The 19,662-nt window shown below is 72.9% G+C and carries 20 protein-coding genes; 9 read left to right on the forward strand and 11 right to left on the reverse strand.

The genetic code is table 11. The annotated features are described in order from the left end of the window. Positions 1-25 precede the first annotated feature (25 nt). The 4 genes from AS857_RS33515 to AS857_RS41710 all read left to right on the forward strand — a co-directional run bounded on the left by AS857_RS33515 (position 26) and on the right by AS857_RS41710 (position 1,889). The gene (locus AS857_RS33515) at positions 26-391 is read left to right on the forward strand and encodes a helix-turn-helix domain-containing protein (protein ID WP_058047239.1); all 366 of its coding nucleotides are present in this window, start codon (positions 26-28) and stop codon (positions 389-391) included. A 176-nt stretch (positions 392-567) separates the two neighbouring features. Beyond that, complete coding sequence (locus AS857_RS33520; protein WP_058047240.1) at positions 568-1,038, forward strand: Dps family protein; 471 nt, start codon at positions 568-570, stop codon at positions 1,036-1,038. 229 nt (positions 1,039-1,267) lie between these two features. Beyond that, on the forward strand, positions 1,268-1,480 hold the full coding sequence (locus AS857_RS33525; RefSeq protein WP_058047241.1) for a hypothetical protein: 213 nt from the start codon (positions 1,268-1,270) through the stop codon (positions 1,478-1,480). Positions 1,481-1,589: 109 nt separating this feature from the next. Continuing rightward, the gene (locus AS857_RS41710) at positions 1,590-1,889 is read left to right on the forward strand and encodes a hypothetical protein (RefSeq protein WP_245700764.1); all 300 of its coding nucleotides are present in this window, start codon (positions 1,590-1,592) and stop codon (positions 1,887-1,889) included. A gap of 99 nt (positions 1,890-1,988) precedes the next feature. Here AS857_RS41710 and AS857_RS33535 read toward each other — a convergent pair whose 3' ends face one another. The 3 genes from AS857_RS33535 to AS857_RS33545 form a co-directional block, all read right to left on the reverse strand. Next, complete coding sequence (locus AS857_RS33535; protein WP_058047242.1) at positions 1,989-2,795, reverse strand: DNA-formamidopyrimidine glycosylase family protein; 807 nt, start codon at positions 2,793-2,795, stop codon at positions 1,989-1,991. Positions 2,796-2,856: 61 nt separating this feature from the next. Continuing rightward, positions 2,857-7,608: an ATP-dependent helicase gene (locus AS857_RS33540; RefSeq protein ID WP_058047243.1), complete on the reverse strand. Its 4,752-nt coding sequence runs from the start codon at positions 7,606-7,608 to the stop codon at positions 2,857-2,859. Between the two features lie 105 nt (positions 7,609-7,713). Beyond that, on the reverse strand, positions 7,714-8,634 hold the full coding sequence (locus AS857_RS33545; protein WP_058047244.1) for a hypothetical protein: 921 nt from the start codon (positions 8,632-8,634) through the stop codon (positions 7,714-7,716). Positions 8,635-8,714: 80 nt separating this feature from the next. Here AS857_RS33545 and AS857_RS33550 point away from each other — a divergent pair, with 80 nt between their 5' ends. The 4 genes from AS857_RS33550 to recX all read left to right on the forward strand — a co-directional run bounded on the left by AS857_RS33550 (position 8,715) and on the right by recX (position 12,036). Next, a complete protein-coding gene (locus AS857_RS33550) occupies positions 8,715-8,909 on the forward strand; it encodes a DUF3046 domain-containing protein (protein WP_058047245.1) in 195 nt (64 codons plus the stop codon). Positions 8,910-8,946: 37 nt separating this feature from the next. Then, a complete protein-coding gene (locus AS857_RS33555) occupies positions 8,947-10,092 on the forward strand; it encodes an AI-2E family transporter (RefSeq protein WP_245700768.1) in 1,146 nt (381 codons plus the stop codon). A 186-nt stretch (positions 10,093-10,278) separates the two neighbouring features. Next, the gene (recA, locus tag AS857_RS33560; RefSeq protein WP_058047247.1) at positions 10,279-11,403 is read left to right on the forward strand and encodes a recombinase RecA; all 1,125 of its coding nucleotides are present in this window, start codon (positions 10,279-10,281) and stop codon (positions 11,401-11,403) included. A gap of 3 nt (positions 11,404-11,406) precedes the next feature. Then, complete coding sequence (gene recX, locus AS857_RS33565) at positions 11,407-12,036, forward strand: recombination regulator RecX (RefSeq protein ID WP_058047248.1); 630 nt, start codon at positions 11,407-11,409, stop codon at positions 12,034-12,036. An 87-nt stretch (positions 12,037-12,123) separates the two neighbouring features. Here the strand turns inward: recX and AS857_RS33570 are convergent, their stop codons facing one another. The 8 genes from AS857_RS33570 to AS857_RS33600 form a co-directional block, all read right to left on the reverse strand. After that, positions 12,124-12,522, reverse strand: a complete 399-nt coding sequence (locus tag AS857_RS33570) for a rhodanese-like domain-containing protein (protein ID WP_173864868.1) — start codon at positions 12,520-12,522, stop codon at positions 12,124-12,126. Next, on the reverse strand, positions 12,519-13,073 hold the full coding sequence (locus tag AS857_RS33575; protein ID WP_420824000.1) for a cupin domain-containing protein: 555 nt from the start codon (positions 13,071-13,073) through the stop codon (positions 12,519-12,521). Before AS857_RS33575 ends, AS857_RS33570 begins: the two co-directional genes overlap by 4 nt. Before the next feature lie 84 nt (positions 13,074-13,157). Then, positions 13,158-13,244, reverse strand: coding sequence for a putative leader peptide (locus tag AS857_RS42475; protein ID WP_356287137.1), 87 nt, complete (start codon positions 13,242-13,244; stop codon positions 13,158-13,160). A 32-nt stretch (positions 13,245-13,276) separates the two neighbouring features. Continuing rightward, positions 13,277-15,043, reverse strand: coding sequence for an FAD-dependent monooxygenase (locus tag AS857_RS33580; protein ID WP_063804429.1), 1,767 nt, complete (start codon positions 15,041-15,043; stop codon positions 13,277-13,279). Between the two features lie 232 nt (positions 15,044-15,275). Continuing rightward, positions 15,276-16,184 carry an amino acid ABC transporter permease gene (locus AS857_RS33585; protein ID WP_058047250.1) on the reverse strand — a complete coding sequence of 303 codons (909 nt, stop codon included), beginning with the start codon at positions 16,182-16,184 and terminating at the stop codon, positions 15,276-15,278. Next, positions 16,181-16,831, reverse strand: a complete 651-nt coding sequence (locus AS857_RS33590) for an amino acid ABC transporter permease (protein ID WP_058047251.1) — start codon at positions 16,829-16,831, stop codon at positions 16,181-16,183. The genes AS857_RS33585 and AS857_RS33590 overlap by 4 nt, the downstream gene beginning before the upstream one ends. Positions 16,832-16,871: 40 nt before the next feature. Then, the gene (locus AS857_RS33595; RefSeq protein WP_058047252.1) at positions 16,872-17,795 is read right to left on the reverse strand and encodes a glutamate ABC transporter substrate-binding protein; all 924 of its coding nucleotides are present in this window, start codon (positions 17,793-17,795) and stop codon (positions 16,872-16,874) included. Positions 17,796-17,893: 98 nt separating this feature from the next. Beyond that, positions 17,894-18,670 (reverse strand): amino acid ABC transporter ATP-binding protein, encoded by a 777-nt coding sequence (locus AS857_RS33600; protein ID WP_058047253.1) that lies wholly within the window; start codon positions 18,668-18,670, stop codon positions 17,894-17,896. Positions 18,671-18,939: 269 nt separating this feature from the next. Between AS857_RS33600 and AS857_RS33605 the strand changes: the two genes are divergently transcribed. Next, positions 18,940-19,647, forward strand: a complete 708-nt coding sequence (locus AS857_RS33605; protein WP_058047254.1) for a response regulator transcription factor — start codon at positions 18,940-18,942, stop codon at positions 19,645-19,647. Positions 19,648-19,662: the final 15 nt, after the last annotated feature.

Below are 19,662 nucleotides of genomic sequence, written 5' to 3' on the forward strand. Positions count from 1 at the left end.
TCGCGGTCCAAGGAGGGAGCCACCGATGATTCTGCTCCGTCGCCTGCTGGGTGACGTGCTGCGTCGGCAGCGCCAGCGCCAGGGCCGCACTCTGCGCGAGGTCTCCTCATCCGCCCGGGTCTCGCTCGGTTACCTCTCCGAGGTCGAGCGGGGGCAGAAAGAGGCGTCCTCCGAGCTTCTCTCCGCAATCTGCGACGCTCTGGACGTACGGATGTCCGAGGTCATGCGCGAGGTCAGCGATGAATTGTCGCTCGCCGAGCTGGCGCAGTCGGCAGCGGCGAGCGAGCCGGTACCCGCGCCGATGCGGCCGATGTTCAATGCGGTGTCCGTGACGGGGGAGCGAGTCACGATCAAGGCTCCCGCCGAGGCCGTGGATGTGGTCGCGGCCTGACAGGCGTTTTCCGTGAAATCCCGGTCGGATCTCCGACCGGGATTTCGTGTTTCCCGGAGCCGTTCGTTCCGGGGTGGATTTGCGGTGGTGTGCGATGGCGGGCCGGCGGGAAGGCGGATAAAAAGACGAACAACACGGAACAAACGGGCCAAACCGTTGAGATGGGGAGAACCTGGATGTCTGTCGTCAAGAGCTCGCTGTCCGAGCAGGACCGCAAGACCGTGGGGGACGCCCTCCAGGGCGCGCTGGTCGACCTGGTGGACCTCTCGCTGGTGGCCAAGCAGGTGCACTGGACCGTCGTGGGTCCCCGTTTCCGCTCGGTCCACCTCCAGCTGGACGAAGTCGTCGCGAGCGCCCGCGTGCACGCCGACACCGTCGCCGAGCGCGCCTCGGCCCTCGGCGTCGCGCCGGACGGGCGCGCCGAGACCGTCGCCAAGACCAGCGGTATCGACCCCGTCGGCGGTGGCTGGGCCAAGGACACCGAGGCCGTACAGACCCTCGTCTCCGCGCTCGGCGCGGTGATCACCCGGATGCGGGAGCGCATTCGCGCCACCGAGGAGCCGGACCCGGTCACCCAGGACCTCCTGATCGGTCTGACCGGCGACCTCGAGAAGCACCACTGGATGTTCCAGGCCGAGAACGCCTGACGACGCCGGGGGGAGACCCCGACGTAGCGGAGACGGGATCCCCCGGGCGCCGGAGCCCGGGGGATCCGTCGTGCCGGGGCTACGGTGCCGGTCTTCTGGTGCCGGTCCTCTGGTGCCGGTCTTCTGGTGTCGGGCCTCTGGTGCCGGAGCGCCGGAGGTCCCGTGGGCTTCTGTCCCGCCGGATCCGCCTCCGGTGGCGCCCGCGGCGCGGCCGCGCTCTCCTGGGGACATGGACGAGCACCCGGTGATCCGCTTCACGAACGAGCTGATGGTGCTCACGGACCTCGACCAGACCACGGCCGGCACCTTCGTGCGCCGGGTGTACCAGGAGGGCACCCACGAGGGCGAGCAGCGGCTGATCGTCGACCTGCACCAGCGCGATCGCAGGATCACGGAGCTGGAGCAGGAGCTGGCGCGGCTGCGGGGCGGGGACTACGGCTGACCGCCGGCGTCGCAGGGCGCGAACGGGCGTGCAGCGCGCCGCTTCCGGCTTCCGGTGCGCTCTCCCACGCCAGGGGAAGCCGGTCTAGCGTCGGCCGAAGGAGGCAGCCATGGTCCGGCGTGATGTCTGGGGCTGCCGTCGGCCGTACGCCCTGCTGGGGCGGGTGGCGGCGCTCGTCGCCGGCGGTGTGTGGTGGTGGGCCCTGCTGAGGCTGCTCGTCCAGCCGGGGCGGGCGGGGCCCGTGGACGGGCTCGTCCTCGCCGGAGGGTGGGGCCTGAGCCTGCTGCCGGTGCACTGCGGTCCCTGGAGGCGGCGTGACGCCCGGGAGGGGCTCCTGGGCGCCTTGGCCGCACGGGCGGGGCGGGTGGCGTGGGCGTGCTGGCGGCGCGGCGGGGCCGGCCGGTCGTGAGGACGGCCGGGGTGGTCGGGGATGAGGACGGGTGGGCGTGAGGGGGCGGGTATGAGGGTGGAGCCCGACGGAATGCAGGGCTTCACTCGTTCGGCTTAATCATCCGGTGTGCCCGGGTGCGGGGCCGGGCTGGCAGGCGGGGCACCAGTACGTGACGCGCTCCTGACCCGGCTCGCCCTGGTCCGCCGTGCGCAGCGGCGTGCCGCAGCGGCGGCAGGGCCGACCGGCGCGGCCGTACACCCACACCCGGTGGTCGGGGCGCGGATCGCCGGTGGTGATGCGGGCGGTGCGCGCCTTGTTGGCCTCCAGGAGCTTCCTGGCGAGGGCGGGCAGACGCTCGGGGGCCGGGACGTCGCGGACGGGCAGCCAGGGGGAGACCCGGAGCAGGAAGCAGAGCTCCGACTTGTAGACATTGCCGATGCCGGCGAGGTTGCGCTGGTCGAGCAGGGCCTCGCCGACGGGCCGGCCCGCGTCGGCGAGCAGCCGGCGCAGCGCCTCCTCCGCGTCCCAGCCGGGGCCCAGGAGATCCGGGCCGAGGTGGCCGACCACCGAGCTCTCGTCGGCGGTGCGCAGCAGCTCCAGGACGGGCAGGCGGTACCCCACGGCGGTGCGGTCGGCGGTGGCCAGCACGGCGCGGATCTGGTGCCCGGGGCCGCCGCGCCACCGCTCGCCGGCGGCGTACACGCGCCAGGCGCCGTCCATCCTCAGGTGCGAGTGCAGGGTCAGGCCGCCTTCCACGCGCGTGAGCAGATGCTTGCCGCGGGGGAGGACCTCGGTGACGCGGCGGCCTGTGAGGTCCACGGTGGCCAGTGAGGGGACGCGCAGGTCGGAGCGGACCAACGGGGCGCCGGCCAGGGCGCGGTCGAGCTCCCGCGCGGTGCGCCAGACGGTGTCTCCCTCGGGCATGTGCTCCTCCGTCCTTCCCGTTGCCCAGTCCGTCCTTGTCTGCCCTTGTCCGGCTTCCGGCTCAGGGCGCGCGCAGGCGCAGGCCCTTGGGTGTGGCGTGGAAGCCCGCCGCCTCCAGCAGGGGGCCCAGGGGGGAGGACAGCGCGGCTGCGCCGTTGATGCGCTCGACCGTGACGGTGCCGAGCGCGCCCGCCCGGGCCGCCCCGGCCAAAGCCTCGGCCGCCTCGCGCAGCCCCGGGTCGTCCGCATCGGCCGTCTCGGCCCCCTCCTGCTGCGGCCAGGCGAGCAGAGTCTTGCCGCCGCGCTCCATGTACAGGGCGAGAGCGCCGTCGAGGAGCACGACCAGGGAGCCCGCCTTGCGCCCCGGCTTGTGGGTGGCACCGGCGGGCGGCTCGGGCCAGGAGAGCGCTGCACCGTAGGCGTTGGCGGGGTCGGCCGCGGCGAGGACGACGGCCCGGGTGCGGCGGGGGGCCGTGGACGGGGCCTCCCACGGCATGCCGCTCGCGGCGGCGGGGGTGCCGCCTGCCGCCCGGTCGCGGGCCGTGCTCGCGGCCCGGAGCCGGTCGACGGCGCCGTCCATGGCGAACTGCGCGGCCCCCAGGCCCTCGACCACGTATCCGCGGCGCGCCTGGCCGCTCTCCTCGAAGACGGACAGCACGCGGTACGCGGCGGAGAAGCCTCCCTCCACGCCCTCGGCGGCCACCGCTCCGCGGGTGACGACCCCGTGCCGGTCGAGGAGCGTACGGGCCAGGGCGTGGGCGCGGTGCGTGGGGTCGGGCTCGTGCCCGGGCAGCAGGGACCAGCGGCCCGCGACCGTGGGAGGTCCCCCGCGGGAGGCGGTCGGCGAGGTGGGCAGGCCGCCGCGCGCTGTGAAGGAACCGTAACGGCCGCGCGGCACCGCGCGCTTGGCGCGGTGCGCCGTGGAGCCTGCCGTCCGCCCCGAGCCGAGGAGGGCGCGCAGCGGGGCGAGGGTGTCGTTGGTGAGCCGGCCGGACCAGGCGAGGTCCCACAGGGCGTCGGCGATCTGCGGCTCCGTGACGTCGGGGACGGCGGCGCGCACGCGCTCGGCGATCTGACGGAAGAACAGGCCGTAGCCGCCGGAGAGCGCGTCGAGCACCGCCTGGTGCACGGGGGAGAGCTCCAGCGGGTGGGGGGCGGGCAGCAGCAGCGGGGCCGCATCGGCGAGCAGCAGGGACACCCAGCCGTCCTTGCCGGGGAGGGCTCCGGCTCCGGCCCACACCACCTCGCCCGCCGCGGTGAGTTCGTCGAGCATGGCCGGGGAGAAGTCGCGCACGCGGCCGGGGAGCACCAGCTTCTCCAGGGCCGACGCCGGGACCGGCGCGCCCTGCAACTGCTCGACCGCGCGCAGCAGTCCGTCGATGCCGCGCAGGCTGTGGGTGCCGACGTGCTGCCACTGGGGGAGGAACGCGGCCAGCGCGGCGGGCGGTACGGGCTCCAGCTCGTGCCGCAGCGCCGCGAGGGAACGGCGGCGCAGCCTGCGCAGGACCGCCGCGTCGCACCACTCCTGGCCGATGCCGGAGGGGTGGAACTCGCCCTGGACGACGCGGCCGCCGGCCATGAGGCGCTGCAGCGCGCCGTCGGTCACGGCCGTGCCCAGGCCGAAGTGGGCGGCGGCATCGGCCGAGGTGAAGGGGCCGTGGGTCCGGGCGTACCGGGCAAGGAGGTCGCCCAGCGGGTCCTTTACGGGCTCGGTGAAGGCCTCCGGGACGCCGACGGGCAGAGCTGTGCCCAGGGCGTCGCGCAGCCGCCCCGAATCCTCGACGGCCGCCCAGCGCTCCTCCCCGGCGATCCGTACGCGGACGGCGCGCCGGGACTCCGCCAGCTCCCGCACCCAGGCCGGTTCGGCGCCGCGCCCGGCGAGGCCGGCGTCGGTCAGCGGGCCCAGCAGGCGCAGCAGGTCGGCGACGCCTTCGCGGTCCTTGGCGCGCCGGTCCTCCGTCAGCCACTGCAGCTCGCGCTCCAGCTCGGCCAGCACCTCCGCGTCGAGCAGCTCGCGCAGCTCGGCCTGGCCCAGGAGCTCGGCGAGCAGCCGCGAGTCCAGCGACAGGGCGGCGGCACGGCGCTCCGCGAGCGGCGAGTCGCCCTCGTAGAGGAACTGGGCGACGTAGCCGAAGAGCAGCGAGCGGGCGAACGGCGACGGCTCCGGGGTGGTCACCTCCACCAGCCGGACGCGGCGCGACTCGATGTCGCCCATGAGCTCGGCGAGACCGGGGACGTCGAAGACGTCCTGGAGGCACTCGCGGACGGCCTCCAGGATGATCGGGAACGAACCGAACTCCCCGGCGACCTGCAGCAGCTGGGCGGCGCGCTGGCGCTGCTGCCACAGCGGGGTGCGCTTGCCGGGGTTGCGCCGGGGAAGCAGCAGGGCCCGGGCGGCGCACTCGCGGAAGCGCGCGGCGAACAGGGCGGAGCCCCCGACCTGGTCGGTGACGATCTGGCCGATCTCGCCCTTGTCGAAGGTGACGTCCGCGGCGCCGACGGGCGACTGCTCGCCGTCGTACTCCGTGCCCTTGCGGGCGGGGTCGGCGTCCAGCAGGTCGAGGCCCATGAGGTCGGCGTCGGGCAGCCGCAGCACGATGCCGTCGTCGGCGTGCATCACCTGGGCGTCCATGCCGTACCGCTCGGCGAGGCGGGCTCCCAGGGCCAGTGCCCAGGGGGCGTGCACCTGGGCGCCGAAGGGCGAGTGGACGACCACGCGCCAATCGCCGAGCTCGTCGCGGAAGCGCTCCACGACGATGGTCCGGTCGTCCGGGACGTGCCCGCACGCCTGGCGCTGCTCGCTCAGGTAGGCCAGGACGTTGTCCGCCGCCCAGGTGTCGAGGCCGGCGGAGGCGAGCCGCTCCCGGGCGGCGTCCGCATCCGCGGAGCCGATTTCACGGAGGAAGGCGCCCAGGGCGCGGCCCAGTTCGAGGGGGCGCCCCAGCTGGTCGCCCTTCCAGAACGGCAGCCGCCCCGGGACGCCGGGCGCGGGTGTGACGAGGACGCGGTCGCGCGTGATGTCCTCGATCCGCCACGAGGTGGTGCCCAGGGTGAAGACGTCGCCCACGCGCGACTCGTAGACCATCTCCTCGTCCAGCTCGCCGACCCGGCGGCCGCCCTTGGCGCCCTCCTTGGAATCGGCGCCGGCCAGGAAGACGCCGAACAGCCCGCGGTCGGGGATGGTGCCGCCGGAGGTGACGGCGAGCCGCTGCGCACCCGGGCGGCCCGTGACCGTACCGGCGACGCGGTCCCACACCAGGCGCGGCCGCAGTTCGGCGAAGGCGTCGGACGGATAGCGGCCCGCGAGCATGTCGAGCACCGCCGTGTACGCGGACTCCGGCAGGGAGGCGAAGGGGGCGGCGCGCCGCACCAGGGCCAGCAGCTCCTCCACGTCCCAGGTGTCGACGGAGACCATGGCGACGATCTGCTGGGCCAGGACGTCCAGCGGATTGGCGGGCACCCGCAGGGACTCGATGCCCCCCGAGCGCATCCGCTCGGTCACCACGGCCGCCTGCACCAGGTCTCCCCGGTACTTGGGGAAGACGACGCCCGTGGAGACCGCGCCGACCTGGTGGCCCGCGCGGCCGACCCGCTGCAGCCCCGAGGCGACCGACGGCGGCGACTCGACCTGGACGACCAGGTCCACCGCGCCCATGTCGATGCCCAGCTCCAGGCTGGAGGTGGCGACGACGGCGGGCAGCCGGCCCGCCTTGAGGTCCTCCTCGACCAGGGCCCGCTGCTCCTTGGAGACCGAACCGTGGTGCGCGCGGGCGAGGACCGGCGGCGCCCCCTTGGCCGCGCCGGACTCGGCCATCAGCTCGGCGGGGGAGTGGTGCTCGGGCAGGGGTGCGCCCGTGGCGCGCTCGTAGGCGATCTCGTTCAGCCGGTTGCACAGCCGCTCGGCCAGCCGGCGGGAGTTGGCGAAGACGATGGTGGAACGGTGAGCCTGGACGAGATCGGCGATCCGCTCCTCCACATGGGGCCAGATGGACGGCCTGTCCTTGCCGTCACCGCCGTCCTGGACCGGCGACGCACCCAGCTCGCCCAGATCCTGCACGGGGACGACCACCGACAGGTCGAACTCCTTGCCGGACGGCGGCTGGACGATCTCCACCCGCCGCTGCGGCGAGAGATAGCGTGCCACCTCGTCCACCGGCCGGACCGTCGCGGAGAGGCCGATGCGCCGCGCGGGGCGGGGCAGCAGTGTGTCGAGCCGCTCCAGGGACAGGGCGAGGTGAGCACCCCGCTTGGTGCCCGCGACCGCGTGCACCTCGTCGAGGATGACGGTCTCCACGCCCTTGAGCGCGTCCCTGGCGGCGGACGTGAGCATCAGGAAGAGCGACTCGGGGGTCGTGATCAGGATGTCCGGCGGGCGGTTGACGAGGGCCCGGCGCTCGGCGGGCGGGGTGTCGCCGGAGCGGATCCCGACGCGCACCTCCGGCTCGGGCAGCCCCAGGCGGACGGCCGCCTGCCGGATGCCGGTCAGCGGGCTGCGGAGATTGCGCTCCACATCCACGGCGAGGGCCTTGAGCGGGGACACGTAGAGCACCCGGCAGCGCTTCTTGGTCTCGGCCGGCGGCGGGACGCTCGCCAGCCGGTCGAGCGAGGCGAGGAAGGCCGCCAGCGTCTTGCCCGATCCCGTCGGCGCGACCACCAGGACGTCCGACCCCTCGCCGATGGCCCGCCAGGCCCCTTCCTGCGCCGCCGTGGGCGCGCTGAAGGCTCCCGTGAACCAGGCGCGTGTCGCCGGGGAGAACCCCGCGAGGGCCCCGTCCGCATCCGCCGCCGCACCGGCCGCCGTCTCGTCCGCCATGCCACCCATCGTGCACCGCACCACTGACAATGCCCCGGACCTGCAGGTCAGCGCAGGCGGTCGGGCGGAACGGAGGCGGCGAGGGAGGAGCGGCGGGGGCGGCCGTCACACGGTGCGGGCGTACGCGCGCAGGGTCAGCAGGGCGGCGAGGGTGACCATCGGCCGGCCCTCCAGGCGGGTGCCGGGGGCCCACTCCCGCCAGCGGATCGGCCAGCCGCCGTCCTCCTGCTGCGAGGCGGCGAGGAAGTCCAGCGAGCGGTCCAGCTCGGCATCGGTGAACCAGGGGCGGGCCAGCGAGTCCGGGGCGGGCGCGAAGTCGTGCGGGTAGTGGTGCTCGCCCGGTGCGTACCCCTCCGGGACGGGGTAGTCGGCCACGCGCGCGGGGTCCAGGACCGCCAGCCGCTGCTCCCGCACGACCCGGCCGAGGCGCTCGGCCGCGGTACGGGCACGTGCCCGGTCGGGTGCCCCGTCCAGGAAGGCGACGGCCGCCTCTACCTCGTACGGGTGAGTTCTCGCCCCGTTCCCGAGGGCCTCGACCGCGGCCCAGCAGAAGTCGGTCGCCCGGAACAGCCACGCGTGCCAGACCTCGTTGCGGTGCAGCAGTCCCACCACGGGGCCGGTGGCCAGCAGGTCGCTCGGCGGATCCTCCACCACCGGGGTCCACGGGGCCGCCGGATAGCCGCGCAGCGAGGGGTGGAGCGCGGGCAGCGCGCCGTCGGAGGTGGAGACGGACGTCAGGTAGCGGCAGACGCGCTCCATGCGGCGGTCGCCGCAGCGGCCGATCTCGTCGAGGACGCGCAGCGCGTGGACGGTGTGCAGCGGCTGGCTCACCGGGCCGCGCAGATCCGGCTCCAGGGCGAAGCCGTACCCGCCGTCCTCGCCCAGGTAGGCCGTCAGGGCGGCTTCCACGGCGCCGGGGTCGCCGTCCAGGAAGTGAAAGGCGAATCTCCGCTGCTCCAGGACGCGGGCGGTCAGCCAGATGAACTGTTCGGCACGGACTGCGGGGGATGTTCCGGATCGGGCCATGCACCGACCGTAGGGCGGGAAACGGCCCCCGGTCAGCGGCTCGTGCCGGGCAGCACCCTCAGGGGCGGGATACTGGGCGCATGCGGTTGACGGTTTTCTGGCAGCGGATGGCGAATCATTTCGGCGCGGCGTACGCCGACTCCTTCGCACGTGACCACGTGATGTCCGAGCTGGGCGGGAGGACGGTGCACGAGGCCCTCGACGCCGGCTGGAACGCCAAGGACGTGTGGCGCGCGGTGTGCAGGGCCATGGAGGTCCCCGAAGACAGACGGTGACATACCGGGCGGCTGTCGCGGGGTTCCGTTTCATCCGATAGGCCACACTTGCGGCGTGGCAGACGACCCCGCTCCGGAACCCGCCCCACCGCCTCCGTCCGATCCGTCCGGCACCGGCACCGCCATGCCGCGCTGGCTGCCCCGCGCGATGGTGACCGCGCTCGCCCTGCTCGCCTGCTTCATGCTGGCGGTCTGGGCCTTCCAGCAGCTCATCGGCCTGCTGCTCAACATCCTGATCGCCTTCTTCCTCGCCCTGGCCGTCGAGCCGGCCGTGTCGCGGCTGTCCGCCCGCGGCATGCGCCGCGGGCTCGCGACGGGCCTGGTCTTCCTCGCCGTCACCGTCGTCGTCGCGGGCTTCTTCGCACTGCTCGGCTCGATGCTCGCCGACCAGATCGTGACCATGGTGGAGAACTTCCCCTCCTACCTGGACTCGGTGATCAAGTGGGTCAACCGGGTGTTCCGCACGAGCCTGTCCCGCGTCGCGGTCCAGGAGAGCCTGCTGCACTCGGAATGGCTCCAGCGGTACGTGAAGAGCAGCGCCAGCGGCGTCCTGGACATCTCGGCCACCGTCCTGGGCGGGCTGTTCCAGCTGCTGACCGTGCTGCTGTTCTCGTTCTACTTCGCGGCCGACGGGCCCCGGCTGCGCCGTGCCCTGTGCTCCGTGCTGCCGCCCCGCCGGCAGGCCGAGGTGCTGCGCGCCTGGGAGCTCGCCGTCGCCAAGACCGGCGGCTACATCTACTCGCGCGGCCTGATGGCGCTGATCTCCGGCATCGCCCACTACGTGCTGCTGGTGATCCTCGGCGTGCCCTACGCCCCGGCCCTCGCGATCTGGGTGGGCTTCGTCTCCCAGTTCATCCCGACCATCGGCACCTACCTGGCGGGCGCCCTGCCCGTGCTGCTCGCCTTCACGGTGAACCCCTGGTACGCGGTCTGGGTGCTCGGCTTCGTCGTGGTCTACCAGCAGTTCGAGAACTACGTGCTGCAGCCGCGCATCACCTCGCGGACCGTCGACATCCACCCCGCCGTCGCCTTCGGGTCGGTGGTGGCGGGTGCCGCGCTGCTCGGGGCCGTGGGGGCGCTGGTGGCCATCCCGGCGACGGCGACGCTGCAGGCCTTCCTCGGCGCGTACGTGAGGCGGTACGAGGTCACGGGGACGGTGCCGGCTCCGGAGCGGCGCGCTTGACAGCAAAATCGAACATCCATTCTTATGGGTTCCCCGGCGCTGTGGAGCCGTGTGCGGGACCGTGTCCCGGGCTCCCTCGCGGGCCGGGTTATCCACAGGCGGGAGCGGCGCCCGGGCGCATTGTCAGTGGCAGGCGTTAGCGTCGTGGACGTGAAGCGATCGACTCAAGCAAACCGGGTGGAACCCATGGCAGGCACCGACCGCGAGAAGGCGCTGGACGCCGCGCTCGCACAGATTGAACGGCAATTCGGCAAGGGCGCCGTGATGCGCCTCGGAGAGCGGCCGAACGAGCCCATCGAGGTCATCTCCACCGGGTCGACCGCTCTCGACGTCGCCCTCGGCGTCGGCGGGCTCCCGCGCGGCCGTGTGGTGGAGATCTACGGACCGGAGTCCTCCGGTAAGACGACCCTGACCCTGCACGCCGTGGCCAATGCGCAGCGGGCCGGCGGCACGGTGGCCTTCGTGGACGCCGAGCACGCGCTGGACCCCGAGTACGCCAAGAAGCTCGGCGTCGACATCGACAACCTCATCCTGTCCCAGCCGGACAACGGCGAGCAGGCCCTCGAGATCGTCGACATGCTGGTCCGCTCCGGCGCGCTCGACCTGATCGTCATCGACTCCGTCGCGGCCCTGGTGCCGCGCGCGGAGATCGAGGGCGAGATGGGCGACTCGCACGTGGGTCTCCAGGCCCGTCTGATGAGCCAGGCGCTCCGGAAGATCACCAGCGCGCTCAACCAGTCCAAGACCACCGCGATCTTCATCAACCAGCTCCGCGAGAAGATCGGCGTGATGTTCGGCTCCCCCGAGACCACGACCGGTGGCCGGGCGCTGAAGTTCTACGCCTCGGTGCGCATCGACATCCGCCGCATCGAGACCCTGAAGGACGGCACGGAGGCCGTCGGCAACCGCACCCGCTGCAAGGTCGTCAAGAACAAGGTCGCGCCGCCCTTCAAGCAGGCCGAGTTCGACATCCTCTACGGCCAGGGCATCAGCCGCGAGGGCGGCCTGATCGACATGGGTGTGGAGCACGGCTTCATCCGCAAGGCCGGCGCCTGGTACACGTACGAGGGCGACCAGCTCGGCCAGGGCAAGGAGAACGCCCGCAACTTCCTCAAGGACAACCCCGACCTCGCCGACGAGATCGAGAAGAAGATCAAGGAGAAGCTGGGCGTGGGCGTCAAGCCCGGGGACAAGGAGGGCGAGCCCGGCGCGGAGGCCGCGGGCACCGAGGCCGCCGAGCCGGCCAAGTCCGTGCCCGCCCCGGCGAAGTCCACGGCGAAGGCGGCCAAGGCCACGGCTGCCAAGAGCTGATCCATGACACGGCGATGGGAGTACCCCCGGCCGGGCGCCGGGGAAGACCCTCCGGGACCGGACATGGACGACCGTACGGGCGGTGGCGCCCCCTCCCCGTCGAGGGCCGGGGACGACGGGGCACCGCCGCGGCCCGAGGAGCAGGCGCGGGCGATCTGCCTGCGCCTGCTCACCGGGACCCCGCGCACCCGCAAGCAGCTCGCGGACGCCCTGGCCAAGCGGGGAATCCCGGACGAGGTAGCCGAGGAGGTCCTCTCCCGCTTCGAGGGCGTGGGCCTGATCGACGACTCCGCGTTCGCCGGGGCCTGGGTCGAGTCCCGGCACCACGGCCGGGGCCTGGCCCGCCGGGCCCTGGCGCGCGAGCTGCGCACCAAGGGCGTGGACTCGGCCGTGATCGACGAGGCCGTGGGGCAGCTCGACGCCGAGCAGGAGGAGCGGACCGCTCGCGAGCTGGTCGAGCGCAAGCTCCGCGCCACCCGTGGGCTGGACCGCGAGAAGCGACTGCGCCGCCTCGCCGGGATGCTCGCCCGCAAGGGCTATTCCGAGGGCCTCGCCCTGCGCGTGGTGCGCCGCGCGCTGGAGGAGGAGGGCGAGGACCCGGAGCTGCTGGACCACTGCCTGCCGGACGTATAGGCCCCGCGGCGGCGCCGCCCGCCGGGCGCCGTCACGCCGCCGCGGCGACCGTCACCTTGCGGCCACCGGTCACCTCCCGGCCACCGGTCACGTCCCGGTGACCGTCCCGTCCCCGGTGTCCACCGGCAGGCCCGCCGCGCGCCAGGCCTGGAAACCGCCCGCCAGGTCCGTGGCGCGGTGCAGGCCCAGCAGGCGCAGGGAGGCTGCGGCCAGGCTGGAGGCGTAGCCCTCGTTGCAGATCACGACCACCCTCAGATCGTGCCCGGTCGCCTCGGCGGCGCGGTGCTCGCACTGCGGGTCGAGCCGCCATTCCAGCTCGTTGCGCTCCACCACCAGAGCGCCGGGGACGAGCCCGTCGCGCTCCCGCAGCGCCGCGTACCGGATGTCCACCAGCAGCCCGCCCCCGGCCTGGGCGGCCGCGGTCTCGGCGGGGCCGAGCCGGTCCAGGCCCTCCCGGGCGGCCGCCAGGAGCTCCTCGACCCTCACGCCCACTCCTCCGGCCACTCGACCTGCTCCAGCCGCAGCACCTGCCCGCTGCGGCTGTACCGCCTCATCAGCGGCAGCGGCGGATAGTACGCGTGCACGGACACCGCGTGCTGCTCCGCCGAAGCGTTGAACACCTGGTGCACGTGATGGGCTCCGAAGGCCCGGCCCTCTCCTTCGGAGAGCCGTCGCTCGCGGTCGATGCCGTCGGCCAGCTCCAGACTCCTCCAGCCGTCGGTGGGCATCCGGGCCGCGAGCGAGTGCTCGGTCAGCACGCCGCCGGCGGTGGCGAACGCGCCGTGCGAACCGCCGTGGTCGTGCCAGCCGGTGCCGGTGCCGGGCGGCCAGCCGATCAGCCAGGCCTCGCTGTCACCCGGGCCGTTCAGCCGCATCCAGGTGCGGCCCCGGGGATCCAACGGGAGGGAGGAGACCAGTTGTGCGTCGGCGGCCGCGCGCCGGGCGAAGGCGAGCAGGTCGGCCTCGGAGGGCGCGCCGGGGGAGCCGGGGGAGACCGTGGAGGAGCCGGGCACGGGCGTGGGCAGGGGAAGGAACACGGGAACCGTCCTGAGTGATCGCGAAGGAGCGCGCGGCGGCCGGCGCACAGAGCGCACACGCAGGCCGCGCGGAGGGAATGCGGATCAGCAGGACGGACGACAGACGCAGCCCGCGTAGCGGACCAGGTCCAGATGGACCCTCCGCCAGAAGTGCGCGCCGGTGTCAGTCACGGTCCGTAGTCAACCATGGCGTTCGGTGCAGGTCAACGGTTGGCTGTGGCTTCGCTGGGGGCTTCCGACGGCGGCTGCGCGCTCCCCGCGCCCGCGCCGTCCCCGGAGGCCGTGCCCGCGGCGCTCGGCCCCGCACCCGCCGCCGCGGCCCCGTCGGAGCCCTTCCGGCCCCTGCCCGCAGGCTCTGCGCCGCCGGCCGTACCGCCCCGTACGGCGTCCGCGCACGCGTACAGCTCCGCAGGCCGCACCCCGGCGAGCGCCGCGACCAGGTGCCCGTCCGGGCGCACCACCAGCACCGTGTGGGCCGGAGCGCCCGGGTACTCGTCGGTGACCAGCAGCTCGGCGCGCATGGGCAGGGCGCTGACGGCGGCCGCCAGCTGCGGCATGAGCCCGGCGTCCGCCCAGTGCCGCCGCTCCCACACCCCGCTGCCCGGCGCCGTAAGGATCACCAGGAGGTCGCCGCCGAGCCGGTCCCGCAGTGGCACGAGGGTGCCGTCCGGTGCCGTCACCCGGACGTTCTCCGCCTGGGCCCCCAGCGGGGTGTCCACGGTGACGGAGCCGGCGGGCGGTGCGGCCGGTGCCAGGGGCGTACGGGCGTACGAGGGGGGCGTGCCGAGCTGCCCGCGCCCGAGGTGGCCATCGGTGAGCAGCTCGTCGTGCCCGCGCAGGGCGCCCGGCACCAGCGTGCGGCGCACGCTGCTCCACCCTCCCTCGCCGCGCACCGCCGGCAGCGCCCGGTCGGCGGCGCGCAGCCGGTCCCCGATCGCCCCGCGCCGCTCGGCCTGGTAGCTGTCGAGCAGGGCCTCCGAGGTGCCGTGGTGCCAGGCCAGGGCCAGCTTCCAGGCGAGGTTCCCGGCGTCGCGCAGCCCCTCGTCGAGGCCCTGGGTGCCGAGCGCGCCCAGCAGGTGCGCGGCGTCCCCGGCGAGGAAGGCGCGGCCGGTGCGCATCCGGCGCGTGAGGCGGTGGTGCACGAGGTGCACGCCGGTGTCCAGGAGCTCGTACGACGGGACGTCCTCGCACCAGGTGGCCAGCGAGTCGCGCACCCGGGCCAGGAGTGCGTCGGGCGTGACGAGTTCACCGCCGGGCGGCAGCGGCCAGTCGAGCCGCCACACGCCGTCCGGCAGGGGACGGGCCGTCACCTCCCCGCCCCGTGCGGGCGACCGGTGCAGCACGGCCTCGCCGGGCCACGGCAGCTCGGCCCGGAGCGCGGCGACCGCGTACCGCTCGACGGCGGTGCGCCCGGGGAAGCGCGCGCCCAGCAGCTTGCGCACGGTCGACCGGGCGCCGTCGCAGCCGACCAGGTAACTGCCCCGCCAGGCGGAGCTCTTGTCGCCGCGGAGGTGGGCGGAGATCCCGAAGGCGTCCTGCCGCAGGTTCTCCAGGCGGCCCCCGCGGACGATCCGTACCTTCTCCTCCGAGACGAGGGCGGCCTTCAGCTCCCGCGTCAGCGCGTGCTGCGGCAGGTGCAGCGGCGAGGGGCCGGCTGCCACCGAACCCTCGGCCGCATCGGCTTCCGCGGATTCCCCGGGGCGCGTGAACGCCAGCCGGCCGACGACCGCGCGGCGGCGCATGGTGCGCCAGCCCGTCCAGCGGGTGCCGTCCTCCGTGGCGCACCCCAGCCGCTCCACCATGGCCGCGGTGTCCGGGCCGAGCACGACCGTCCGGGACAGGCGCTCCTCGTCCGGCGCGGGGCCGTCGGAGGCCTCGTCGAGGAGGACGACGCGCACCTCGTGGCGGGCGAGGCAGAGGGCGAGCATGAGGCCGACCGGGCCGGCCCCGACGACGATCACCGGGTCCACGGCACGGCTCCCCGGTGCGCGCTGTGGCCGAGATCCCTGCCCGGGGCTCCACGGTACGTACGGGGCGTACGGGACGTTCGGGATCCGACGGGGGGAACGCGGTGCTCGATCACAGAACGTATGCAACCCACTGCGGGTGCGTGCGTCAAGTGATCAGGGCGCTCGCCGCGGCGCGCCGCACGCGGCGCGCCCCGCCGACCGGTCCGGCCGACGGGGCGTCACCTGCGGAGGATCAGCCCGTGCGGGAGTCGTGTGCGCCGGAGGCGCCGTCCGCGCCCGCGGCGGACCCGGTCGTGACGGCGCCTCCGGCCGTCGACATCGCGGGCGGGCTGCCCTTGCGCGAGCGCTGCGTGCGCCGTTCGATCCAGGTGGCCACCGAAGACAGCGCCAGGCAGAGCAGGATGTAGATCGAACCGAAGATGATCACCATCGGGATGAAGGCGTAGACGCCGTTCACCGGCTTGGTCTGCTCGGCGAAGGCCTTGCCCACGAAGAGCAGCTCCTCGTAGAGGATGATGAACCCGAGCGAGGTGTCCTTCAGGGTCACCACGAGCTGGCTGATGATCGACGGCAGCATCGTCCGTACGCCCTGCGGGATCAGGATGCTCGACATCACCTGCGTCTTGCGCAGTCCGAGCGCGTAGGCGGCCTCGCTCTGGCCCCGGGGCACCGCGTTGATCCCGGACCGGAAGATCTCGGCCTGCACGGAGCCGTTGTAGAGCGTGAGCCCGATGACCAGCGCCCACATCGGATCGTTGGTGAAGACTCCCGCGAACAGCAGGAAGATCATGATCATCAGCGGCATGGAGCGGAAGAACTCCACCACCACCGTGGCGGCCCAGCGCACCGGCCGGTGGTCGGACAGCCGGGCGGCCGCCAGCACGGCGCCGAGCGAGAGCGAGAGCACCGCCGCGATCGCGAACGTCTTCAGCGTCGTCAGCAGGCCGTCGACGATCCGCTGGTGGGTGTCGCTGTACTCGTAGTCGTCCCACAGGCCGGCCTGGAACTGACCGGTGTCGTCCAGCCTGTAGATGATGAAGGCGATCAGACCGAGGATCGCGACGGTGGACAGCGCCCCGTAGAGGCGGTTGCGGGCCCGCGCCCGGGGGCCGGGTGCGTCGTAGAGGACGTTAGCGCTCACCGGGCCACCGCCAGCCGGTTCTCCAGCAGCCGGAACAGGCCGCTGATCGCCAGGGTGATGATGATGTAGCAGATCGCGATCCAGAGGAAGATCACGTAGATGTTGTAGCCGGTGTCGGCGTTGAGCGACTTCTGCACCGAGCCCAGCTGGGTGACGTTGAAGCCCGAGGCGATCGCCGTGTTCTTGGTGAGGGCGATCATCAGGCTGCCGATGGGCGGCACCGCGGTGCGGGTCGCCTGGGGCAGCACGACCTGGCTCAGCGTCTGGTTGAAGGTCATCCCGATCGAGCGGGCGGCCTCCGCCTGGCCCACCGGTACGGAGTTGATGCCGGACCGGACGGCCTCGCAGATGAACGCCGAGGTGTAGCACCCGAGCGTCAGCACGGCGAGCCAGAAGGAGTCCCAGCCCTTGAGCCCGAGGGCGGGCAGGCCCAGGGTGACGGCGAGGAAGAGCAGCACCAGCGGGGTGTTGCGCAGCAGCGTCACCCAAGTGGCGCCGAATATTCGCAGGGCGGGCACCGGGGAGACCCGGAACGCCGCCATCAGTATGCCCAGCACCAGGGCCAGCAGGCCGCTGAGCCCCGTGAGCTCCACGGTGCCGAGGAATCCTTCACGGAACTCCGCGAAGTGGTCCGACAGAACGTTCAAGGCAGCGCTCCCGGCTGATCAGTAGCGGATCACGTGCGGATCAGTAGCGGTCGACCGCGGGCGGGTTCGGCGCGGCGACCCCGGAGAGGCCGATGGTGGCGTCGTAGGCCTTCTTCCAGTCGCCGTTCTTCACGTGCGCCTCGATGGCGTCGTTGATGGCCGCGCGCAGTGCCTTGTCGTCCTTCTTCACGCCCACGCCGTAGGGCTCCGTGGAGAACGGCTTGCCGACCACCTTCAGAGCGCCCTTGTTCTCCGCGGCGTAGCCCTTGAGGAGCGTGTCGTCGGTGGTCACGGCGTCGACCGTGCCGGACACGAGCTCCTGGACGCACACCTGGTAGCCCTGCTGGGCCTTGACCTCGCCCACGCCGTACTTGGGCTCCTTGATGCGCTTGAGCGGCGTGGAGCCGGTCACCGAGCAGACCTTCTTGCCCTTGAGGTCCTCGGGGCCCTTGATGCTGCTGTCGGACTTCACCAGCAGGTCCTGCCCGGCGACGTAGTACGGGCCGGCGAAGTCGACCTGCTTCTTGCGCTCGTCGTTGATCGTGTAGGTGCCGACGTAGAAGTCGACGCCGCCACTGGCGATCTGCGTCTCGCGGGCCTCGGACGGCACCGTCTTGAACTTGATGTGGGCCTCGTCGAAGCCGAGGTCGGCCGCGATCATCCGGGCGATCTCCACGTCGAAGCCGGTGCGCTTCTTGGAGGTGGGGTTCTCGTAGCCCAGGCCGGGCTGGTCGGCCTTGGTGCCGATGGTGATCGTCTTGCCCTTGATCCGGTCGAAGACGGGCGAGTCCTTGACGTCGGCCGAGGTGTTCACCTTGTAGGTCGGTACGGCCGGTGCGGACTTGCCGTCGCCGGGCTTGCCGGCCTTGTCGTCGTCCGGGCTGCCCGACTTGCCGCAGGCGGTGGCGGTCGCGGTGAGGGCGAGTGCCACGGCGGCGGCTGCGACGGTCTTGCGGAGCTTCATGGTGAACATCCTTTGCGTCTGCAGGTGGAGCGGAGCGGTTCGGGCAGCCGTGACGGGAGGGCCGAACGGGCCGGTCCGGCGGCGGGGCGCCGGTGCGGTCAGTGGTGCAGGATCTTCGAGAGGAAGTCCTTGGCACGGTCACTGCGCGGGTTGCTGAAGAACTGGTCCGGCCGCGCCTCCTCGACGATGCGGCCGTCGGCCATGAAGACCACGCGGTTGGCGGCGGAGCGGGCGAAGCCCATCTCGTGGGTGACGACGACCATCGTCATGCCGTCCCGGGCGAGCTGCTGCATGACCTCCAGCACCTCGTTGATCATCTCCGGGTCGAGCGCGGACGTCGGCTCGTCGAACAACATCACCTTCGGATCCATGGCCAGGGCACGGGCGATGGCCACCCGCTGCTGCTGACCGCCCGAGAGCTGGGCGGGGTACTTGTCGGCCTGGGCTCCGACGCCGACCCTGTCGAGGAGAGCACGTGCCTTCTCCTCGGCCTTGCGGCGGTCTGTCCTGCGGACCTTGATCTGACCGAGCGTCACGTTCTCGAGCACGGTCTTGTGCGCGAAGAGGTTGAAGGACTGGAAGACCATGCCGACGTCGGCACGCAGTCTGGCCAGCTCCTTGCCCTCCTGGGGCAGTGGTCTGCCGTCGATGGTGATCGATCCGGAATCCGTGGTTTCCAGACGGTTGATGGTCCGGCACAGCGTCGACTTGCCCGAACCCGACGGGCCGATCACGACGACGACCTCGCCGCGTGCGATGGTCAGATCGATGTCCTGGAGGACATGCAGGGCGCCGAAGTGCTTGTTGACGCTTTTCAGGACGACCAGTGGGTCTGCGGCGGCAGTGGCCTCGTCGGTCACCGATACTTCGCTCATCGGCGTTCCTCGCTCCATCCTCCTCGATTGGGAGGACCCTAATGAGCGGCATCGACCAGCGTCATTACATCTGAGCTGAAATTGAGCATAACGATCCGGCCGCAAAGGGACACTCTGCGTGAAGGGGGCGCGCGGCGTGCACGCCGGTCGCGCGGGCGTACCGGCTGGATAACGGAAGCTCCTTCGCTCCCGGAACCCCCTTGACGGACCGGGTGTCCATCAGCGTGGATGCGGGGGTGCCCACGCTGCGGTCACAGGGAGGGGGCCGGATGAGACTGCTGCTGGTGGAGGACGACGACCACGTCGCCGCGGCCCTGGCGGCGGTGCTGTCCCGGCACGGCTTCGACGTCACCCACGCCCGGAGCGGCGAGGAGGCGCTCCGCGCCCTGCTGCCCGACACGGGCGTGCCCTTCGCCGTCGTCCTGCTCGACCTCGGCCTGCCCGACCAGGACGGCTTCGAGGTCTGCGGCAAGATCCGCAAACGCACCGGCATACCCGTCATCATGGTCACCGCCCGCGCCGACACCCGCTCCAAGATCCACGGTCTCAACCTCGGCGCCGACGACTACGTGGTCAAGCCCTACGACACCGGCGAGCTCCTGGCCCGCATCCATGCGGTCGCCCGCCGCAAGCCGCCCGCCGGCAAGGGCCCGGAGGAGACGCAGGAGCCCTCCGCGCCGCGTTCGCTGCGGCTGGGCAGCCTCACCATCGAACTCCCCAACCGCGAGGTCTCCGTGGCCGGTACGGCCGTCCCGCTCACCCGTAAGGAGTTCGACCTGCTGGCCCTGCTCGCCCAGCGGCCCGGCGTCGTCTTCCGCCGCGAACAGATCATCAGCGAGGTGTGGCAGACCAGTTGGGAGGGGACCGGCCGCACCCTGGAGGTGCACATCGCCTCCCTGCGCGCCAAACTGCGCATGCCCGCCCTGATCGAGACGGTCCGCGGGGTCGGCTACAAAATCGTCGTCCCGGCCCGGTGAGGGCCGGCCGAGCCT

This window comes from Streptomyces roseifaciens (assembly GCF_001445655.1).
GTDB classification, from domain to species: domain Bacteria; phylum Actinomycetota; class Actinomycetes; order Streptomycetales; family Streptomycetaceae; genus Streptomyces; species Streptomyces aureoversilis.